This is a genomic window from Corallococcus sp. AB011P (genome assembly GCF_003611605.1).
Classification (GTDB): domain Bacteria; phylum Myxococcota; class Myxococcia; order Myxococcales; family Myxococcaceae; genus Corallococcus; species Corallococcus coralloides.
Map to the genome: position 1 here is coordinate 488194 of NZ_RAVX01000003.1, position 18038 is coordinate 506231.

Annotated in this window: 17 protein-coding genes; 11 read left to right on the top strand and 6 right to left on the bottom strand. The window is 69.5% G+C overall.

Annotated elements, in window-relative coordinates; all coding sequences use genetic code 11:
- Positions 1-2 precede the first annotated feature (2 nt).
- The 3 genes from D7X30_RS11725 to D7X30_RS11735 are packed head-to-tail and all read right to left on the bottom strand — an operon-like array spanning position 3 to position 2884.
- On the bottom strand, positions 3-1124 hold the full coding sequence (locus tag D7X30_RS11725) for a hypothetical protein (RefSeq protein WP_120562975.1): 1122 nt from the start codon (positions 1122-1124) through the stop codon (positions 3-5).
- 3 nt (positions 1125-1127) lie between these two features.
- Complete coding sequence (locus D7X30_RS11730) at positions 1128-1967, bottom strand: hypothetical protein (RefSeq protein WP_120562976.1); 840 nt, start codon at positions 1965-1967, stop codon at positions 1128-1130.
- Entirely contained in the window at positions 1964-2884 is a 921-nt protein-coding gene (locus tag D7X30_RS11735; RefSeq protein WP_233591522.1) for an ABC transporter ATP-binding protein, read from the bottom strand. Before D7X30_RS11735 ends, D7X30_RS11730 begins: the two co-directional genes overlap by 4 nt.
- Positions 2885-3268: 384 nt before the next feature.
- Here D7X30_RS11735 and D7X30_RS11740 point away from each other — a divergent pair, with 384 nt between their 5' ends.
- The 5 genes from D7X30_RS11740 to D7X30_RS11760 all read left to right on the top strand — a co-directional run bounded on the left by D7X30_RS11740 (position 3269) and on the right by D7X30_RS11760 (position 7955).
- Entirely contained in the window at positions 3269-3478 is a 210-nt protein-coding gene (locus tag D7X30_RS11740) for a hypothetical protein (protein WP_120563278.1), read from the top strand.
- A gap of 63 nt (positions 3479-3541) precedes the next feature.
- Positions 3542-4510, top strand: a complete 969-nt coding sequence (gene hemB, locus D7X30_RS11745) for a porphobilinogen synthase (RefSeq protein ID WP_120562977.1) — start codon at positions 3542-3544, stop codon at positions 4508-4510.
- A gap of 231 nt (positions 4511-4741) precedes the next feature.
- Positions 4742-5131, top strand: a complete 390-nt coding sequence (locus D7X30_RS11750; RefSeq protein ID WP_233591523.1) for a hypothetical protein — start codon at positions 4742-4744, stop codon at positions 5129-5131.
- Between the two features lie 23 nt (positions 5132-5154).
- Complete coding sequence (locus D7X30_RS11755) at positions 5155-5772, top strand: RDD family protein (RefSeq protein WP_120562978.1); 618 nt, start codon at positions 5155-5157, stop codon at positions 5770-5772.
- Positions 5757-7955: an ATP-grasp domain-containing protein gene (locus tag D7X30_RS11760; protein WP_120562979.1), complete on the top strand. Its 2199-nt coding sequence runs from the start codon at positions 5757-5759 to the stop codon at positions 7953-7955. Before D7X30_RS11755 ends, D7X30_RS11760 begins: the two co-directional genes overlap by 16 nt.
- A 62-nt stretch (positions 7956-8017) precedes the next feature.
- Here D7X30_RS11760 and D7X30_RS11765 read toward each other — a convergent pair whose 3' ends face one another.
- Positions 8018-9301 carry a phosphatidylserine/phosphatidylglycerophosphate/cardiolipin synthase family protein gene (locus D7X30_RS11765; protein WP_120562980.1) on the bottom strand — a complete coding sequence of 428 codons (1284 nt, stop codon included), beginning with the start codon at positions 9299-9301 and terminating at the stop codon, positions 8018-8020.
- Between the two features lie 75 nt (positions 9302-9376).
- Complete coding sequence (locus tag D7X30_RS11770; protein WP_120562981.1) at positions 9377-10807, bottom strand: carotenoid oxygenase family protein; 1431 nt, start codon at positions 10805-10807, stop codon at positions 9377-9379.
- Between the two features lie 175 nt (positions 10808-10982).
- Between D7X30_RS11770 and D7X30_RS11775 the strand changes: the two genes are divergently transcribed.
- The 3 genes from D7X30_RS11775 (at position 10983) to D7X30_RS11785 (ending at position 13269) form a co-directional block, all read left to right on the top strand.
- Positions 10983-11642 (top strand): TetR/AcrR family transcriptional regulator, encoded by a 660-nt coding sequence (locus D7X30_RS11775; protein WP_120562982.1) that lies wholly within the window; start codon positions 10983-10985, stop codon positions 11640-11642.
- A 66-nt stretch (positions 11643-11708) separates the two neighbouring features.
- Positions 11709-13091, top strand: coding sequence for a P1 family peptidase (locus tag D7X30_RS11780; RefSeq protein ID WP_120562983.1), 1383 nt, complete (start codon positions 11709-11711; stop codon positions 13089-13091).
- Between the two features lie 55 nt (positions 13092-13146).
- Positions 13147-13269 (top strand): hypothetical protein, encoded by a 123-nt coding sequence (locus tag D7X30_RS11785; protein WP_014396669.1) that lies wholly within the window; start codon positions 13147-13149, stop codon positions 13267-13269.
- A 37-nt stretch (positions 13270-13306) separates the two neighbouring features.
- Here D7X30_RS11785 and D7X30_RS11790 read toward each other — a convergent pair whose 3' ends face one another.
- The gene (locus tag D7X30_RS11790; protein ID WP_120562984.1) at positions 13307-13825 is read right to left on the bottom strand and encodes a hypothetical protein; all 519 of its coding nucleotides are present in this window, start codon (positions 13823-13825) and stop codon (positions 13307-13309) included.
- Between the two features lie 93 nt (positions 13826-13918).
- Between D7X30_RS11790 and D7X30_RS11795 the strand changes: the two genes are divergently transcribed.
- From D7X30_RS11795 to D7X30_RS11805, 3 genes are all read left to right on the top strand, one after another.
- A complete protein-coding gene (locus D7X30_RS11795) occupies positions 13919-15070 on the top strand; it encodes an AI-2E family transporter (RefSeq protein ID WP_120562985.1) in 1152 nt (383 codons plus the stop codon).
- 48 nt (positions 15071-15118) lie between these two features.
- Complete coding sequence (locus D7X30_RS11800; protein ID WP_120562986.1) at positions 15119-16156, top strand: hypothetical protein; 1038 nt, start codon at positions 15119-15121, stop codon at positions 16154-16156.
- 120 nt (positions 16157-16276) lie between these two features.
- Positions 16277-18034 (top strand): CotH kinase family protein, encoded by a 1758-nt coding sequence (locus D7X30_RS11805; protein ID WP_120562987.1) that lies wholly within the window; start codon positions 16277-16279, stop codon positions 18032-18034.
- Positions 18035-18038 lie beyond the last annotated feature (4 nt).

An 18038-nucleotide genomic window follows, 5' to 3' on the forward strand; every position in this document is an offset into this window, starting at 1 on the left:
CGCTACGGCGCCGGCTTCGCGCTCTCAGCGGCCTGGCGCTCCTGGCGGCACCAGGAGAGCTGCTCCTGGAGGGTGGCCAGCGGCACGGCCAGCTCCAGCTTGAAGGACGAGCCGTCCGGCCGGACCTTCGCGAAGTCCAGGAGCTGCGCCAGGTCGTCCTTGCCGTCCGCCTGCGCCTTCATGCGCGCCATGGACAGCGCGCCGCCCAGGGACTTGCCCAGGTCCGCCATCTTCTCCGCGTCCAGGCCCGTCACGTTGGCCACCATGGCCACGTCGCCGCTGGTGTCCAGGTGCAGCTCCACGTTCTGGGCCACGTCCGTCAGCCGCTTCGCGAGCTCCGCCTGGTCCGGCCCCAGCAGCTTCGCCAGGGTCTCCACCGCCAGCACGCCGTACATTTCACCGTAGGTGCTGTTCTCATCCAGCAGCGGCGGCCCTTCCTCCTGGCCGCGCCCGTCCATGCGGTCGAGCACCGTCTTCACGGAGTCCGGCGACTTGCCGAACACCAGCATCTGGTTGTTCCAGGTGCCCACCGAGGTGTCCATGCGCCCGCGCTGCGTGCCGCCGTCAGACAGGGCGAAGGTCGTGTCCCCCGGCTCGTACACGCGCGCGCCTGAGCCGTAGTCAGAGGACACGCGCTCGCCCAGCAGCTCCTGGTACTTCGCCTTGCTGAAGTCGCCGGAGAGGATGACGCCCTCGTCGGTGACGACCAGCCGGTCCAGGTCCTGGAGCGGATCCACGCCGCTCAGCGCCTTGAACTGCTCCAGGTTCTTGCCGCCGTCGCGCAAGAGGCAGTCCATGAGCAGCTCGCCCACGGGCGAGTAGCGGAGCGCGTTCGCCTCGATGACCACCGCCGTGCGGCCCGGTCCGCGGGGCAGCGCCGCGAGCAGCGGATCCCTCGGCTTCGCCGGCGCGGCCACGCCCGCGTCCACCACCGCGGGCATCACCCACGTGCGCCGCTTCTCCGCGCGCTCCAGGTCCGTGCCCCGCATGCGCCGGGGGAAGTCCACGTCCGGAGCTTCCGCGGCCGGCTTGTCGCCCTGGCCCGTGAACATCAGGACCGCGCCTCCGGCGAACAACAGCAGCGCCCCCACCAGCCACACCCTCCTGCGCCCGCGCGAATCCATGGTTCAGCAGTCCTTTCCTTCGAAGTGCCAGAAGCCCACGGAGAGGGCCCCCAATCCGAACACCAGCACGCCGCCCAGCAGCATGCCCAGAGAACCCTTCTCCAGCGGCGTGGAGCTGGCCAGGTCCGCCGCGCGCGACGCCAGCGCGGACAGCCGGGGCAGCACCAGCGTCACCGCGTCGAACGCCGTGCGCCCGAAGCCCGACTCCAGGTAGCGCGACACGTCCGCGCGGAAGCCCGCGAGGATGCCGCCCACCAGCAGCACGAAGCCCGCCGCCGAGCACAGCGCCGCGCTGCGCACCAGCGTCGCCGTGGTGAGCATCACCGCGTACACCGCCGCGAACCCCACGCACGCCAAGCCCCCGGCGATGAGCGGCCCCACCGTCCAGTACCCCGTCTTCACCCCGAATATGAGCGTCAGCCCGCCCGCGGCGTACACCGTACCGCCCAGGGCCAGCGTCATCACCCCCAGGAACGTGCCGGCCAACAGGTGCCAGCGCTGCAAGGGGAGGGCGAGCAGGTGCTCGATGCGGCCGGGCGACAGGAGCCCCGGCGCGAAGTCCGAGCACGCGACGATGCCGAAGAGGATGCCGCCGTAGAACACCAGGTACGCCGCCGCGCGGTACATGGGCCGGAGCGCCACGTCCACGGACATGATGTTGGAGCGCATCACCTCGCCGAACAGGCGCGTCGCCGCGAGCGCTCCGTCCACGACCTCCAGCTTGAGGCTGAGCGCCACGGTGGCCAGCACCAGCGTGAGCCCCACCATGAAGGCCATGATGAACTTGCGCGACGCCGCCTCGCGCAGCACGTAGCCGGCGATGACGAAGACAGGGCTCTTCATGCCGCCACCCCCGGCCCGCCCACGGCGCCCACGAGCACCGCCTCCAGGTCCGCGCCCTCGCGCTTGAGCTCCATCAGCATCGCACCCGAGGCCCGCGCCCGGTCCAGCGCCGCGTTGAGCACCGCCACGTCCGCCGCGTCCACCGAATACACACCGTCCTCCCGCCCACCGCTCGCGGACGCTACGTCCGCCCGCGCGTCACCGGCGACCGCCGCGCCAGTCCTTCCACCCCGCGCTGGATCCGCCACGGCCATGAAGCCCGCCGCCTCCAGCGCAGCCCGGTCCGCGCCGGGCGCGAAGCGCACGCGCCAGCGGGCCCCGGCCTTCGTCAGCTCCTCCAGCCGCCCTTCGCGCAGCACGCGCCCGTCCGCGAGGATTGCCACGCGGTCGCACACGCGCTCCGTCTCCGCCAGCAGGTGCGAGTTGAGGAACAGCGTCACGCCCTTCTGGACCTCCTCCTGGAGGATGCGGCGCACCTCCAGCCGGCCCATGGGGTCGATGCCGTCCGTGGGCTCATCCAGCACGAGCAGCGCCGGGTCTCCCAACAGCGCCGCCGCCAGCCCCAGCCGCTGCCGCATGCCCTTGGAGTAGCCGCCGATGCGCCGGTCCATTGCGTCCGAAAGTCCCACGCGCTCCAGGAGCCGCGCGTGCGCATTCGCATCCGGCTTCAATCCCTTGAGCCGCGCCACGGTGGCCAGGAACGCGGGCGACTTCCACGTGCCGGGCAGGTGCAGCCGCTCCGGCAGGTAGCCGATGCGCGCGCGGATGGCGGGATCCTCCGGCGACCCGCCCAGCACGCGTACCGTGCCCGCGGTGGGCCGCACGATGCCGAGCACGCTCTTGATGAAGGTCGTCTTGCCGGCGCCGTTGGGGCCAATCAGCCCGAACGCGCTGCCCGCCGGGACGTGGAGGTCCATGCCCCGGAGGGCTTCATGGCCGCCACGTCCGAACGCTCGGCGATACGTTTTTCGCAGGCCCTGCACTTCGAGGGCGGGAGGAGGAGTCGTCACGGTTACGACTGTAGACGACCCGGCGGGGCGATGATTGCACCCGCATGGATCCAAGGGGAGGGACGGGCGGCCCTGCATGCGGGTTTCCCTCCGCGTTCCCTCGTTCGCGCCGCTGGGAAAAGCCTTGCGCACCCGGAGCGCGTGTGGCGCGACGCGACACCTCGTCTTTCCCGGGCGTTGCACTCCTGGGGGTTCCAACGGTACCCCTGGTCCAGACCCTGCAATGCCTGTCAGCGACCCGCGGGAGATGAACGCCAACCCTCGCGGACACACCACACTGGAGAGATGGGCATGACGTGGGCAAACGGGACCGAGCAGCAGCTTCAGGACGCGCGCCGTGAGCTGGAGGCCGCCGAGCGGGAGCTGAACACCGGGACCGAGGCGGCCCGGGTGCGCTACGCCCGGGCGCTGTACGAGGCGGACCTGGCCGGGCGGCGGGCCGACCGCATGGCTCGCGATTCCCGCCGCCAGCAGCTGACCTGGCGCCCCGTCGCCGGCTGAGCAGGCGGATTCAGGACGCGGAAGGGGTGAAGCGCGGGGCCCGGCGGTTTATACCGGCGACCCATGGCCCACCCCGTCCACCGTCCCCGCAGGCTGCGCCGCTCGGCGGCGCTCCGTGACATGGTGAGAGAGACGCGCCTCTCGCCCACGGACTTCATCTATCCGCTGTTCGTCGTGGAGGGCCGGGACGTGCGCCGTCCCATCTCCTCCATGCCGGGCGTCTTCAACTTCTCACTGGAGCACGCGGTGAAGGAGGCGAAGCTCGCGAAGTCGCTGGGCGTGCCGTCCGTCATCCTCTTCGGCATCCCGGACCACAAGGACGCGCGCGGCACCCAGGCGTACGCGACGGACGGCATCGTCCAGCGCGCCATCCGGGAGATCAAGGCCGCGGAGCCGGACCTCCAGGTCATCGCGGACGTGTGCCTGTGCGAGTACACCGACCACGGCCACTGCGGCGTGCTGGACGGCAACCACGTGGCCAACGACGCCACGCTGCCCTTGCTGGCCCAGATGGCCGTCACCTGCGCGCAGGCGGGCGCGGACATCATCGCGCCGTCGGACATGATGGACGGCCGCATCGGCGCCATCCGCAAGGCGCTGGATGAGGTGAAGCACCAGGACACACCCATCATGGCGTACTCGGCGAAGTACGCCTCCGGCTTCTACGGCCCGTTCCGTGAAGCCGCGCAGAGCACGCCGCAGTTCGGCGACCGCCGCGGCTACCAGATGGACCCCGGCAACGTGCGCGAGGCCATCCGCGAGACGGCGCTGGACGTGGACGAAGGCGCGGACTTCATCATGGTGAAGCCGGCGCTGTCGTACCTGGACGTCATCCGCGCGCTGCGGGAGAACTTCGACCTGCCGCTCGCCGCGTACAACGTCTCCGGCGAGTACGCGATGCTCAAGGCCGCCGGGCAGAACGGCTGGGTGGACTACGAGCGCGTGATGTTGGAGGTCCTCACATCCATCAAGCGCGCGGGCGCCGACCTGGTCATCACCTACCACGCCCTGGAAGCGGCCAAGCTCCTGTAGGCGACACCCGGGCGCGCGTGTTCGGCGGAAGGCTTGATCGCTTCCGCCGCTTGCGCCCAAATGCTCCCCACAACGATGCCCACCCAGAAGAAGCGGCCCGGACGCAGAACCGAGAAGCCTCCGCCCAGACGTGGCGCGACGTCCAAGGCCCGTAAGAGCCAGTCGCCGCGCTCCAGATCGGGCCAGCGCCCCGGGAAGGGCCGCGCTCCCGTCATCCGTGAGCCGGGGCCGTTGCAGTACAAAGTGGTGGAGCTGTCCACGGTGGACGAGGGAGCGCTGGAGCGCACCTTGAACGAGTGGACGGCCAAGGGCTGGAACCTGGACGGCGTGCAGTTCGCGATGCGCGAGTCCTCCAAGCGCCCGGCCATGGCCTTCATCTTCTTCACCCGCGAGGGCGAGGCCGCGCGGCACGACGAGGACGACGCGCGGCAGAAGCTCCTGCGCATGTCTGAAACGGGCAGCCCCACGGCCCGGCTCGCGGCGGAAGCGGCCGGGGAGCACGCGCAGACAGTGGTGCCCTTCGTCCACCCGCTGTCCGCGCACGAGCGGCTGGCGAAGCTGGCGGGGCTGGACGAGCCGGAGCCCACGGAAGAAGGGCTCACGCTGGAGCCCGAGGAGTGAGCACCTCCCCCGAACGCAGTCTCATGGCGGAAGGCCGGAGCGCGGGCCGCGTGCTGCGGCTGGTGCAGGAGGACGCGGGGCCGGATTCACCGTACCCGAAGGCGTCGCTGCTCCTGCGGCTGGGCGCTCGGATCATCGACTGCGCGGTGGCCTGGGGCCTGTACGTGGTGTGCGGCGCGGCGGGCGCGGTGGTGGCGCTGCTGTTCCTGCTGCTCGCGGACGGGATGCTCCAGGGGCAGAGCGTGGGCAAGCGCATTTGCGGCGTGAAGGTGATGCACCTGCCCACGCGATCGGCCGCGCGGCACCGTGACAGCACGCTTCGCAACGCGCCGCTCGCGCTGGTGGTGCTGCTGGGGATGATGCCCGCGCCGCATGGCGTGGTGGCCGCCCTGGCGGGCTTCGTGGTGATTGGCGGCGTGGAGGCGTGGCGCGTGCTGCGCGACCCGCTGGGCCTGCGGCTGGGGGACACCTGGGCGCAGACGCAGGTGGTGGACGGGAAGGTTGTCGCGGGCGCGACGGTTGCAGCCCGCACGCCGGTGGGCGCCACGCGCGCTCCCGGACGGTTGATGTCCGCGGCGAAAGTGCGCCGCGGCAAGGCGTTCAGGAAAGGGAGACGGGGTAAGCCATGCGCATCGCGCTGACCTACAACCTGCGGCTTTCGGACTCGGAAGAAGAGGCGGAGTTCGACACGCAGGAGACGGTGAACACGCTGGCGGGAGCCATCGAGCGGCTGGGCCACCGCCTGGAGCGCTTCGAGGTGAGCGGCCCCGCGTCGCGCACCGTCGCCCGCCTGGAGGCGTACAGCCCGGACCTCATCTTCAACACGGCGGAGGGCCGCCGCGGCCGCTTCCGTGAGGCCTTCTACCCGGCGCTCTTCGACGAGCTGGGCTTCGCGTACACGGGCTCGGACGCGTACGCGCTGGCGCTCACGTTGGACAAGCAGCTCACCAAGCTCATCCTCTCCAAGCACGGCATCCGCACGCCGGGCTGGCAGTACGTGGAGAAGCTCAGCGAGCTGCAGCCGGAGAACCTGCGCTTCCCCGTCATCGTGAAGCCCAACTTCGAGGGCTCCTCCAAGGGCATCACCCAGGACTCCGTCGCGGAGACGCTGGAGCAGGTGCGCGAGAAGGTGGCGAAGGCGCTGGAGAAGTACCCGGCGGGCGTGCTGGTGGAGGAGTACATCAGCGGGCGCGACCTCACGGTGCCGTTCCTGGCCGCGGTGGACAACGACTACGACGGCGTGCTCGCGCCGGTGGAGTACGTCATCGACCCGGAGGCGTCCCAGGGCCGCAAGTACGCCATCTACGACTACGAGCTGAAGACGCGCCGGGAGAAGTCCGTGTCCGTGCGCGCGCCCGCGAACATCCCGGCGAAGATGTCCGAGGACGTCCGCACCATGGCGCAGAAGATCCTCCAGGTGCTGGACTGCCGCGACCTGGGCCGGCTGGACTTCCGCGTGTCCGACGCGGGCGTGCCGTACTTCCTGGAGATCAACGCGCTGCCCAGCCTGGAGCCAGGCGCGGGCATCTACGCCGCGGCGGAGCTGGAAGGGCTGCACCTGGACGGGGTCATCAACTCCATCATCCAGAGCGCGGGCAAGCGTCACAAGATCCGCGATAACAAGAGCCGCCAGGGCAGGCCCGCGCGCAAGTCCGGGCCGCTGCGCGTGGGCTTCAGCTTCAACGTGAAGCGCGTGAAGCCCAGCGCCACGGCGGAGACGGTGCAGGAGGACAGCGAGGCGGAGTACGACTCGCCCAACACCCTCCAGGCCATCCGTGAGGCGATTGCCTCCTGGGGCCACGAGGTCATCGACCTGGAGGCCACGGCGGAGCTGCCCACGGTGCTCTCCAGCACGCCGTTGGACATCGTCTTCAACATCGCGGAGGGCTTCAAGGGCCGCAACCGCGAGAGCCAGGTGCCGGCGATGCTGGAGCTCCTGGACATCCCGTACACGGGCTCGGATCCGGCGACGCTGTCGCTCGCGCTGGACAAGGCGCTGGCGAAGAAGATCGTCCGTCAGGCGGGCATCCTCACGCCCAACTTCCAGCTGATGGTCACGGGCAAGGAGCGCCTCAACAAGGAGTTCACCTCCTTCCCGCTCATCGTGAAGCCGGTGGCGGAGGGCAGCTCCAAGGGCGTCGTCACCAAGAGCGTCTGCTACTCCGAAGCGGAGCTGCGCGACGTGGTGAAGGAGATCGCCGGCAAGTACCAGCAGCCCGCGCTGATTGAAGAGTACATCGGCGGCCGCGAGTTCACGGTGGGACTGCTGGGCGAGCGTCGCCCGCGCGTGCTGCCGCCCATGGAGATCGTCTTCCTGGACAAGGCGGAGAAGAACCCGGTCTACAGCTTCCAGCACAAGCTGGATTGGACGGACCGCATCCGCTACGACGCGCCCGCGAAGATCGAACCCGCGCTGCTGGAGAAGCTGCGCACGGCGGCGCGCAACTCGTTCATGGCGCTGGGGTGCCGCGACGTGGCGCGCATCGACTTCCGCATGGATGACAAGGGGCGCATCTACTTCATCGAGTGCAACCCGCTGCCCGGCCTCACGCCCGGCTGGAGCGACCTGGTGCTCATCGCGGCGGGTGCCGGCATGGACTACCGGACGCTGATTGGTGAGATCATGGCGCCCGCGATCCGCCGCTACAAGGAGCGCGAGGCACGCCGGGCCCAGACGGAGCACCCGGCCGGTGCCCACGCGCCGCCGCTCAACAAGGTCGTGCAGCGGATTGAGGAGCAGAACGCGCGGGCCACCGCGACCGCCTCGGCCTCGGCCTCACCGCAGGAGCCGACGCCTCCGCCGCGTCCGGAGCTCAAGTCCTGAGCGTCCGCTGAAGCGGGGCAGGGAAGGGGACGGTGCCCGAAAGGCGCCGTCCCCGTTTCATTTCAGCCGTCGTTGAGGGCCTGGGCCCAGCCCTTCTCGAAGTTGTCGTGGTACGCCTGCCACAGCGCGTCCGAGTAGTACTTCACCAGGTTCTCGTCGTTGTAGCGCAGCGAGTTCTTGGACAGGTTGTGCGAGCCCGTCAGCACCATCTTGCGCACCGTCCCGTTGAAGTTCCCCGAGTAGACGAAGTGCTTGCTGTGCGTGAGCACCTCGCGTGGCGTGCCGTCGCTCGTCTTCACGTTGTTGGCGGAGACGTCGTAGAGCTGGCGCAGGGTGATGTTCTTCGCGCCGGTGAGCTTCGTTTTGATGCCCGCGTCCATGTCCGTGTAGAGCACGCGCACCCGGCAGCCCAGCTTGCCAATGCGCACCAGCTCCGTGGCCACGATGACGCGGCTGTCGTTGATGTGGTTCTGGTTCACGTCCAGCGTGCAGCCGGAGACGAAGGTCTTGATGTAGTCCGTGAAGTTGTTCGTCACGGTGTCGCTGGACAGCTCGTTGTCATTGCCCTCGCGCGGGAAGAAGTAGGCGGTCCACGGCGCGTTGGGGGAGTTGTAGTAACCCTGGCCCGTGGTGGGGTTGTAGTAGTCCGTCGTCTTCGAGCCGCCGCGCAGGTCGTTGTGGTAGCCGACCCAATAGTCGTACCAGTCCCAGTCCTCGTAGCTGACGACCATGTCGTTCCAGTAGTTGTTCTGGGAGTAGGTGTTGTTCCAGGAGCCCTGCACCACCACGCGCTGGATGCGGTTGCCCTGCGGATCCGTGGTGGTGGAGAAGGTGAAGATCTTGTCGTGCATGATGGTGCCCTCGCGGTCGAAGCCCGCGATGCACGCACTGCCCGCGCCCGTGCCGTTGCACCGCGTGAGCTCCAGCCTCAAGCCGTCCGGGCACGTCGCCGCCGGGGGCACGTAGCTGCTCAAGTCATGGATGACGCCGCCGGAGGCGAACTCCGAAGCGGCGCCGCCATTCTGCTCGTCCACCACCAGCCGCACGATGACGCCCCGGCACAGCGCCGCCTTGATGTCCGCGTTCAGGTGGTCCGTCGTCCACAGGAACATGGCGATGCGGATGTATGAGCCCTTGGGGCTGTTCTGGATGAGCCGGGCAAGCTCGTCCTTGATGCGGTAGTCCCGCGTGCCCGTGTTGTCCGGCTGGTTGAAGACGGCGTAGAGCCCGGGCACGTTCGTCGCGCCCTGGGCCTGCTCCGCCAGGTTCGGATCCGTCTGCGCCTCGGGCTGACACCCGGTGAGCGCAAGCACCACCAGTCCTGCCACCGCCAACAGCCGTTTCATGACCTGCCTCCGTTTCTCCGCTTCCAACCATTTAAGCTGAAATGGTACGAAAAGCGGAGAAAGCTGGATTCAGTGTCACTTCGCGGGCGCGAAGCCGCCGTGGAACGTGGGCGGCAGGGCGTGATCGAAGTGGCAGCGCGCCACGGGTCCGTCCTCCAGGTGGCGCGCGTCCAGCACGGCGACGTGGGACGTGTCCGTCTTCGCGTCGAACACCTGCGTCAGCACCCAGCCGTCGTCCTCGGCGCTTCCGCCGGGGCGGGGGACGAACACGGGCTCGGAGGGGTAGGTGCCCTCGCCCAGGGAGACCTTCGTCATGCGCCCCGTGGTCATGTCCACGCGCGCCACGCCGTCGAAGAGGCCGCGCCGGGCTTCATCGCTGAGGTGCACGCCCAGGTAGAGCGTCTCGTGCGAGCGGCCCACGACGCCGGGGGCCACGCGGGGGAACTCGCAGCTGATGTCCGCGCGCTGTTCGGTGCGGAAGGTGCGTGCCTTCAGGTCCACCACCGCCCGGTGCAGCATGCCCTTCGCGTCCAGGGACGTGGTGCCTCGCACCAGCTCACCCAGCCACTGGTTCGTCGTGAAGTCGGGGTAGCGCACGTAGTCCACCACCAGCGTGTCGCCCTCTTCGTACGCGTTGCCGAAGTGCCACAGGTAGAAGGCGTCCGTGGTGATGCGCACCGGGTGCGCCACGTCGTCGATGGGCACCACCAGCACGTCCGCGCCCGCCTCCGGCCGCCACCTCAGGTTCTCCGAGTACGAACCCACCCGCAGCAGCGCGCGGAAGAGGTTCAAGCGCAGCGGTGACAGGAAGAAGACGAGGTAGCGGTCCGTGGCGATGAAGTCGTGCACCATCGTCGCGCCCGGCAGCTTCACCGTGCCCAGCCGCTGGGCCTTGCCGCCGTCCGGCAGCGCGTAGAGGTCCGCCAGCGTCTCCCGGCCGTAGCGGATGCCGAAGTTGTAGGACGCCTTGCGTGACGGCACGCGGTGCGGGTGCGCGGAGAACGTCTCCACCACCGTGCCATCGAAATCCGTCTCGCCCAGCGTGGACAGGTCCTCCGGGGACACCTCCACCGGCACGCTTCCCTCGAAGAGGGCGTACAGCTTGCCGTTCCACGCCATCACCGACGTGTTCGCGGAGTTCTTGCGCACGTCGCGCAGCTTGTGGAGCAGCGGCGTGGGCGTGCCGTACGCGCCGTAGCGCTGTGAGGACGCCTTGCGCTCCGCCACCATGGTGGGCGTGTCCAGCAGCCGCGACGCCCCCGTCACCCCGTCCGCCCCGAAGCGCACGCCCAGCATCCCGCCGTCCCCGTCGAACCAGTGCTGGTACGGCCGGCCATGCACGTCGAACGTCCACGGCCCCACCCGGTACAGCGAGCCCCGCAGCCCCTCCGGCACCTGGCCCTCCACGCGAAGCGGTTCGAAGCCGTGCTGGCGGGGGAGCGTGCGGAACGCCCGCAGCCAGCCCGGCGCGGAGGAGGACATCGTCTGCTTCATCGCGGTCGTCATGACGGCTCCCTTTCCAGTGCAACGTAGGGCGCGAGAGAACTCCGCGCCGTCCATCTTGTAGACACTGTAAACATCGCATGTTGCCGCCGTCAACATGGATGTTGACGCTGGTAACTTCGCGCGGTGGATGGTCAAGTCGCGCAGGCGACAGTGGGCGCGTGAGGAGGCACGGACGGTGGCGACGAAGGGCAAGCGGAAGCAGGCGGCGGAGGCACCCGAGGACAAGGGCCGCTACCACCACGGAGACCTGCGCCAGGCGCTGGTGGACGCGGCGGTGGCGCTCATCGCCGAGGAGGGCTTCGGCGCGCTGTCCCTGCGCGAGGTGGCCCGGCGGGCGGGCGTCACCCACGCGGCGCCATACCGGCACTTCGCGGACAAGGAAGCGCTGCTGGAGGCGGTGGCGCACGAGGGCTTCCGCGCCATGGCGCGCGAGATGCGTGAGCGCATGGCCCCGCACACCGGCCCTCTGGAGCGGCTGTACGCGGCGGGTGAGGCCTACGTGCTGTTCGCGGTGCGCCACCCGCCGCACTTCCGGGTGATGTTCGGCCCGCACTTCACCCGGCCCATGTCACCGCCCCCGGAGCCGGAAGGAGAGCATGGCGCCTTCACGCTGCTGGTGAGCAGCATCGAGGCCGGACAGGCCGCGGGCCTCCTGCGCCCCGGTGAGTCGCGGCCCCTCACGCTCACCGCGTGGTCGCTCGTGCACGGGCTCGCCTCGCTGTTCGTGGACCGGCAGCTCGGTGAGTCCCCGCAGGGCGAGGAGGCCGCGGAGGGGCTCGCCCGCGTGCAGACGCGGCTGCTCGTCGAGGGGCTGAGGCCGCCCGCACGCGGCTGAACCTTCGCGACAGTTGGTAGGGAAAGCAGGGTTGACCGTCGGAGATTGTCGGGTACGGTCGGCGCCATGGTGCGGATACCGGAAGAGAATGGGCCAAGGGTCCGGGCGCGGGAGCTGGGGCTTCCGCTGGGGCGCTTCAAGCCGGGGAAGTACAACGCCATCACCGACGTCGAAGGCGTGCTGGTGGGCCACACCACCATCATCGAAGGCTCGGGGCCGTTACGGCCCGGCTACGGTCCGGTGCGCACGGGCGTCACGGCCATCCTGCCCAACCTGGGCAACATCTTCATGGAACGCATGAGCGGGGGCGGCTTCGTGCTCAACGGCGCGGGCGAGGTCTCCGGCATGACGCAGCTCATGGAGTGGGGCCTCATCGAAACGCCCATCCTCCTCACCAACACCATGGCCGTGGGCGCCGTGTCCGACGGCGTGGCCAACTACCTCGTCCAGCGCTACCCGGGCATCGGTGACGAGCACGACGTCATCATCCCCGTGGTGGGCGAGTGCGACGACTCGTGGCTCAACGACGTCTCCGGCCGCCACGTGCGCCAGGAGCACGTCTTCGCCGCCATCAACAACGCGAAGTCCGGCCCGGTGCAGGAGGGCAACGTCGGCGGCGGCACCGGCATGGTGACGTGCGACTTCAAGGGCGGCATCGGCACGTCGTCGCGCAAGCTGCCGGAGGTGCTGGGCGGCTACACGCTGGGTGTGCTCGTCATGTCCAACTTCGGGAAGATGCACAACCTGCGCGTGGGCGGCCTGCCCGTGGGCGAAGTGCTGGTGGAGAAGTTCAAGAACACCCCCCACCGAGGCAAGTCCTACGGCTCCATCATCGCGGTGGTCGCCACGGACGCGCCGCTGCTCAGCCATCAGATCAACCGCCTCTGCAAGCGCGTGGGCCTGGGCATTGGCCGGGTGGGCAGCTACGCGGCGCACGGCTCCGGTGAAATCGTGGTGGGCTTCTCCACCGCGAACATCATCCCCAGGCGCACCCAGAAGATGGTCTACAAGATGAAGATCCTCCTGGATCAGCGTCTGGACCCCCTCTACGAGGCCGTGATGGAGGCCACGGAGGAGGCCATCCTCAACGCCATGTGCATGGCGGAGCCCATGACGGGGGTGAACGACAACTACTCGCCCGCGCTGCCCCTGGACGAGGTCCGTCGCTTCGTGGACGCCTGCCGCCCCATCTTCGCCTCGGTGAAGAAGCGCCCCCACCAGACGAGCGTGCCGGCCTCCAAGGAGCGCCCCACCGACGAGGACCGGGAGGGGGACGTGACCCTGGGCGCCGCCCAGCCCACCCGGGTCCGCAGCGCGGAGGGCATTCCCTTCCCGACCCGTCCGGCCCCCAACGAGCCCCCGCCGGACGGGGGGCCCGGGCCCTCGCCGGAGGCAGCCCAGGCCCCCGACCCGGGGGACCCCGAGGGTTCCTCTTCCGGGAGCCCGTAGGCTTCTGATAGGTAAGCCCCCCTTTGCTCCATTCCGGAGACCAGGAGCCACCCACATGGCCAACAGCAAGAGCAAGCACCGCCGAGTGCAGATGAAGATCCGTCAGCACTGGAAGAAGCGGATCAAGAAGCAGAAGGAAGCCGCCAAGGCCGCCGCCGCCGAAGGCAAGAAGAAGTAGTTCGTCTTCCCTGGCGCCGCTCCCGGCGGCCCTGGCTTCACTGCCGGGTCGCCGTGAAGGGGCGCGCCAGGTTGCATCTGAGGGCGCTGGTCCCCTGGATGCGCGAGAACTGGCTGGTGAAGTTCCCGGACAGGCTGCTGCCCATGCCGCCGTCCTCGGGTCCGCCGGTGTGGGTCGCGGTGATGCTGAGGAAGGTGCTCACCCCACCGTCGTTGCTGGGCAGCGGCATGCCGGTCAGGATCAGTGCGCCCGTCGCGTACACCTGACCCGTCAGCGCCACCCCGTTCAGGGTGCCCGTGAGCACGCCGCCCTCGGTGCGCTGGATGGCCAGCAGCTCGCCGTCCGTCAGGGGCTGGACGTTCAGGTTCACGCACTCGCTGGGCAGGCCCGCGTCCCCCAGGAACGTCAGGGGATACGTGCCCTCCACCGCGGGGCAGTCGTCGGAGCAGGCCACGCTCTGGCTCTCGTCGCAGCCAGCGGGACCGAGCATCAGGAAGGTGCTGGACACCACCGCGGTGGCGACGGCTGCCAGGGGAACGAAACGTCCAGAAGTCATGGATGGCCTCTTGGTGAAGGGAGGAGCGGACTTCCTGGTGGGAATAACCATTCCTACGTTGCGTGCAGTCGTTCTGGGGGACGGGGTGGGGCGGTGACGGCGGGCGATTCGAAGCGGTGGTCCAATTTCATCTTCGCGGGGCTGTTCGCGCTCGCGCTGATTCTCTTTTCACGCATCTTGCTGCCGTTCCTGATGCCGGTGCTGCTGGGCGGCTTCCTGGTCGTCCTGTTCATGCCCATCCAGGACTCCTTGGACCGGCGGCTCCAGGGCCGCAAGTCCCTGGCGGCCGGACTGTCCACCCTCGCGGTGTTCCTGCTCATCCTGGCCCCGCTGGCGCTGGTGGGCTGGATGGTGGCCCGGGAGGTGCTCCAGTTCGTGGGCCAGGCGCAGGACCTGTTGGATCAGGTGGACCTGCGCCACCACTTCCTCAACAGCCTGCCCCGGGGCCTTGACCGCTACGTGCACTTCGATCCGGAGAGCTCGGAGACGGAGCGCCTGCTGATGACGGCGGTGTCGGGCGGCGCGGGGCTGCTCGCGGACGTGGTGGGCGCCGGCACGGAGCTGCTCGTCAACATGTTCCTGATGACGGTCGCCATGTACTACTTCTTCCTGGACGGCCGTCGTCTGGTGAACGAGGTGGCCCGGCTCATCCCCCTGGAGCGCCGCTACTTCGACGCCTTCTCCCACGAGTTCACGGACGTCGCGTACGCCATCATCTACGGCAACACCGTCACCGCGCTGGTGCAGGGCGCGGTGGGCTTCGTGGGCCTGCTCATCGCGGGCGTGCCGCACGCCGGGGTGTGGGGCGCGGCCATGGTGCTGGTGGCGCTGGTGCCCGTGGGTGGCACCGCGCTCGTGTGGGGGCCCATCGGCGTGGTGCTCATCGCGGCGAACCGGGTGAGCGAGGGCGTGTTCCTGCTCGCGTGGGGCACGTTCCTGGTGGGCAGCATCGACAACGTCATCCGCCCCCGGCTGTGCGGCTCGCGCATGGCGCTGCACCCGCTGCTCGTCTTCCTGTCCATGTTCGGCGGACTGGCGGTGTTCGGGATGATGGGCCTGCTGGTGGGGCCGCTCATCGCGTCCATCTTCATGGCCATGGTGCGCATCTACCGGCGCGACTTCCTGGGGCGTGCGCAGGAGGCCCAGCCCGCTCCCGTGGTGTCCCAGGATTCCTCGCCTTCGCTCACCCCGCAGCCCGCGCCAGTGTCCTCCGCGGCCAGCGTGGGTCACGTGATGAACGCCTGAGCCCCGAGCCTGGACTTCGCCCCGGCGCTGGGTGAACCTGCCCGGAGCATGACGACCACCCGAAGCGCGAGGGTCCTCTCGGGACTGCCGCGGACCCTGGCCCTCGTCGGAGCCCTGTCGGCTCCGGCCGCGGCGGCCTCCGATGTCCTGACGCCGCCGGCCTTCCATGGCACCCGGGAGTCCCCGGCGTGGCTGTCGCTGCGGCTGGGCAACGGGCCGTCGGGCAGGGCGAAGGCGGAGCCGGCGCTGGAGGTGGGCGCGCCCACCTGGGTGCGGCTCAACCTGTCACTGACAGCGACGTGGCGGCGCTACTGCGCGCGGCCCGGTGTGGACAGCTGCGGCGCGTACGACAGGCTGCCGGAGGAGGATCAGCTCGGGGACACCTCTGACTTCACGTCGTCGTATCCGTACCTGGGGCTGGCGCTGGAGGTGGAGGTGCTGCCCCTGGCGCGCGACACCACGTCGGTGCTGCGCGGGCTGGGGTTCAAGCTGGGGGCTCAGCGGGGTTTTTCCAGTTCCGACGTGACGCTCACCGGGGACGGCGGCCAGACGCCGGTGCGCGAGGTGTCCGCCACGGACACGGCCTTCACCGCGCAGGCGATGTACCGCTACTACTTCCGCTTCGGCACGACGCGGCCGCAGCAGGGTTACGTGGGCGCGCGCGCCGGCATCCAGACGCGCGCGTTCGACGTGGAGCAGTCCACGGACAACCCGCTGACCGGCACGCACCGTGTGTTCCCGTCCGTGGCGGTGGACCTGTCCGTGCCGCTGTTCAGCTCGGTGCGGCTGGACGCGTCGGGCGGGCTCCTGCTGTCGCCCAAGCCGGGGCACTCGCCGGACGCGGACGGGGGCCGGCGGGCGCTGGAGGTCCGCGACTACGGCACGTCCGTGTCCAGCTTCGGCTGGAGCGCGGAGCTGGGCGTGTCCGGGGACATCTGGGGACCGTTCGGCTACGAGGTGGCCTGGCACCTGGAGCACTTCAAGGACAGTTTCTCCGGGCCCGGTACGCTCACCGGTTGGAACAACGGAGGAGCGGCCGAGGAGACGTACTCCAGCCTGCACGCTGGCCTGATCGTGACGTACTGACGTTGACGCTGTCGGGCGTGCGACATCGCCCTGACGCGCGGGTGTCGGCACTCCGGCACGATGACTACCCCTTGCCTCCACGGTCTGCTGCGGGCCGTGACCCAAGGGGGATGATTCTCGGTGCGAGCAAGGCGATGGTGGACGCGGGGACTGGCGGGGCTGGCGTGCTTCGCCCTGGTGGCGTGCGGCGGCGGTGACACCTCGGCGCCCACGACCGGCATTCCCTCCGGCACGGCCTCCGACGCGGGCACCCACCCGCAGTCCGACGAGGGCACGGTGGATGGAGGCACGCAGCCTTCCTCCGACGCGGGAACGGATTCGCAGTCCGACGCGGGCACCGGGACGCCGGACGCGGGCACGGCGCCGCGGGCCTGCGCGCCCACCGCGGGTGACACGCGCTGGGTGCTGGAGGGCGAGTCCTTCACCGCGCAGGTGACGTGCTCGACGGGCCTCAAGGAGGCCGGGCTGCGCTTCGGGGTGAAGAACCTGCCCGCGGGCGCCACGTTCGACGAGGCCACCGCCACGCTGCGCTGGACACCCGCGCTCAACCAGGGCGCGGTGTGGATGCTCACGCTGGAGGAGCGCACCACCGGCGAGACGGGCACGCTCAAGGTGGGCGTGGCCAACAACGACAACGCGCCAGGCAAGGCCGACATCGTCGACCCCGTGGCCTACACGGAGGAGTACGGGCTGCCCGTGGTGCACCTGTTCTACGGGAAGGATGGCCTGACGTCCGGCGGCTACCGGCCCGCGGAGGTCGTGTACCGGGGCCACCGCTACACCATCGAGGCGAAGTTCCGCGGGGCCACGTCCAGCGTGTTCCCCAAGCGCAGCATGACGTTCAAGTTCGCGGAGGACGACCTGTTCTCCGAGCCCGTCTTCGGCGACGGCTTCAAGGACCGCAAGCGCGTGGTGCTCATCACCACGTTCAATGATAACTCCTACCTGCGCTCGCGGCTGGCGTTCGACTTGTGGCACCGGCTGTCCCCGAACGCCGTGCGCATCCGCACCTTCAGCGTGGTGGTGTACGCGAACAACAAGTACCGCGGGCTCTACACGGCGGCGGACCACGCGGACAAGCGGCTGATGGAGTGGAACGGCATCGACGACGACTCGGACCTCTTCAAGGCCGACACCGCGGACGCCAACTTCTCCCGCCTGACGCGCAGCGGGCAGACGAAGGAGCACCTCCACGTCGGCTTCGAGAAGGCCGAAGGCACGCCGGACGACAAGCAGCCTCACGCCTTCGACACGCTGCACGCCTTCGTCGCGTGGGTGGCGGACTCCAGCGCGGACGGCTTCCGCCAGGAGTTCGGCACGAAGCTGAAGGCGCGCGACTACGAGGACTGGTGGATCTTCAATACGCTCATCCAGGGCAATGACTCGCAGGCGAAGAACGCCTATCACGCTTACGATCCGAAGGCCGGCGGCCCGTGGCGCTACATCCCGTGGGACCTGGACGCGAGCTTCGGGCAGAACTACGACACCACGCGCACCAGCGCCACGGCGCGGCCCACCTACGCGTCGGAGAACCTGCTCTTCAAGCGGATGCTGGCGGAGCCCACCATCGCGGGGCCCATGCGTGAGCGCTACCGGCAGGCCTTGAAGAACGAGGTGAGCGAAGCCGCGGTGCAGGCGATGATCGACGGCTACGTGCAGGAGCTGGGGCCCAATGCGCAGCGCGACGAGGCGCGGTGGGCAGCGGAGTACCGGAACTTCGCGAAGCCGCCCACGGGGAACGAGGAGTACGACACGGGGTACGGCAACTTCCCGGACTGGCACCTGAGGCAGGACTTCAAGACCCACGCGGAGGAGGTCGAGTACATCCGGCAGTGGGTGCACAAGCGCTGGGGCGCGTTCCAGTCACAGCTGCCGTGAGGTT

Coding starts and splice junctions, on each gene's coding strand:
- D7X30_RS11725 (WP_120562975.1), bottom strand. CDS start 1,124: ATGGATTCGCGCGGGCGCAGGAGGGTGTGGCTGGTGGGGGCGCTGCTG.
- D7X30_RS11730 (WP_120562976.1), bottom strand. CDS start 1,967: ATGAAGAGCCCTGTCTTCGTCATCGCCGGCTACGTGCTGCGCGAGGCG.
- D7X30_RS11735 (WP_233591522.1), bottom strand. CDS start 2,884: ATGGACCTCCACGTCCCGGCGGGCAGCGCGTTCGGGCTGATTGGCCCC.
- D7X30_RS11740 (WP_120563278.1), top strand. CDS start 3,269: ATGACGTGGGCAAACGGGACCGAGCAGCAGCTTCAGGACGCGCGCCGT.
- hemB (WP_120562977.1), top strand. CDS start 3,542: ATGGCCCACCCCGTCCACCGTCCCCGCAGGCTGCGCCGCTCGGCGGCG.
- D7X30_RS11755 (WP_120562978.1), top strand. CDS start 5,155: ATGGCGGAAGGCCGGAGCGCGGGCCGCGTGCTGCGGCTGGTGCAGGAG.
- D7X30_RS11760 (WP_120562979.1), top strand. CDS start 5,757: ATGCGCATCGCGCTGACCTACAACCTGCGGCTTTCGGACTCGGAAGAA.
- D7X30_RS11765 (WP_120562980.1), bottom strand. CDS start 9,301: ATGAAACGGCTGTTGGCGGTGGCAGGACTGGTGGTGCTTGCGCTCACC.
- D7X30_RS11770 (WP_120562981.1), bottom strand. CDS start 10,807: ATGACGACCGCGATGAAGCAGACGATGTCCTCCTCCGCGCCGGGCTGG.
- D7X30_RS11780 (WP_120562983.1), top strand. CDS start 11,709: ATGGTGCGGATACCGGAAGAGAATGGGCCAAGGGTCCGGGCGCGGGAG.
- D7X30_RS11785 (WP_014396669.1), top strand. CDS start 13,147: ATGGCCAACAGCAAGAGCAAGCACCGCCGAGTGCAGATGAAGATCCGT.
- D7X30_RS11790 (WP_120562984.1), bottom strand. CDS start 13,825: ATGACTTCTGGACGTTTCGTTCCCCTGGCAGCCGTCGCCACCGCGGTG.
- D7X30_RS11800 (WP_120562986.1), top strand. CDS start 15,119: ATGACGACCACCCGAAGCGCGAGGGTCCTCTCGGGACTGCCGCGGACC.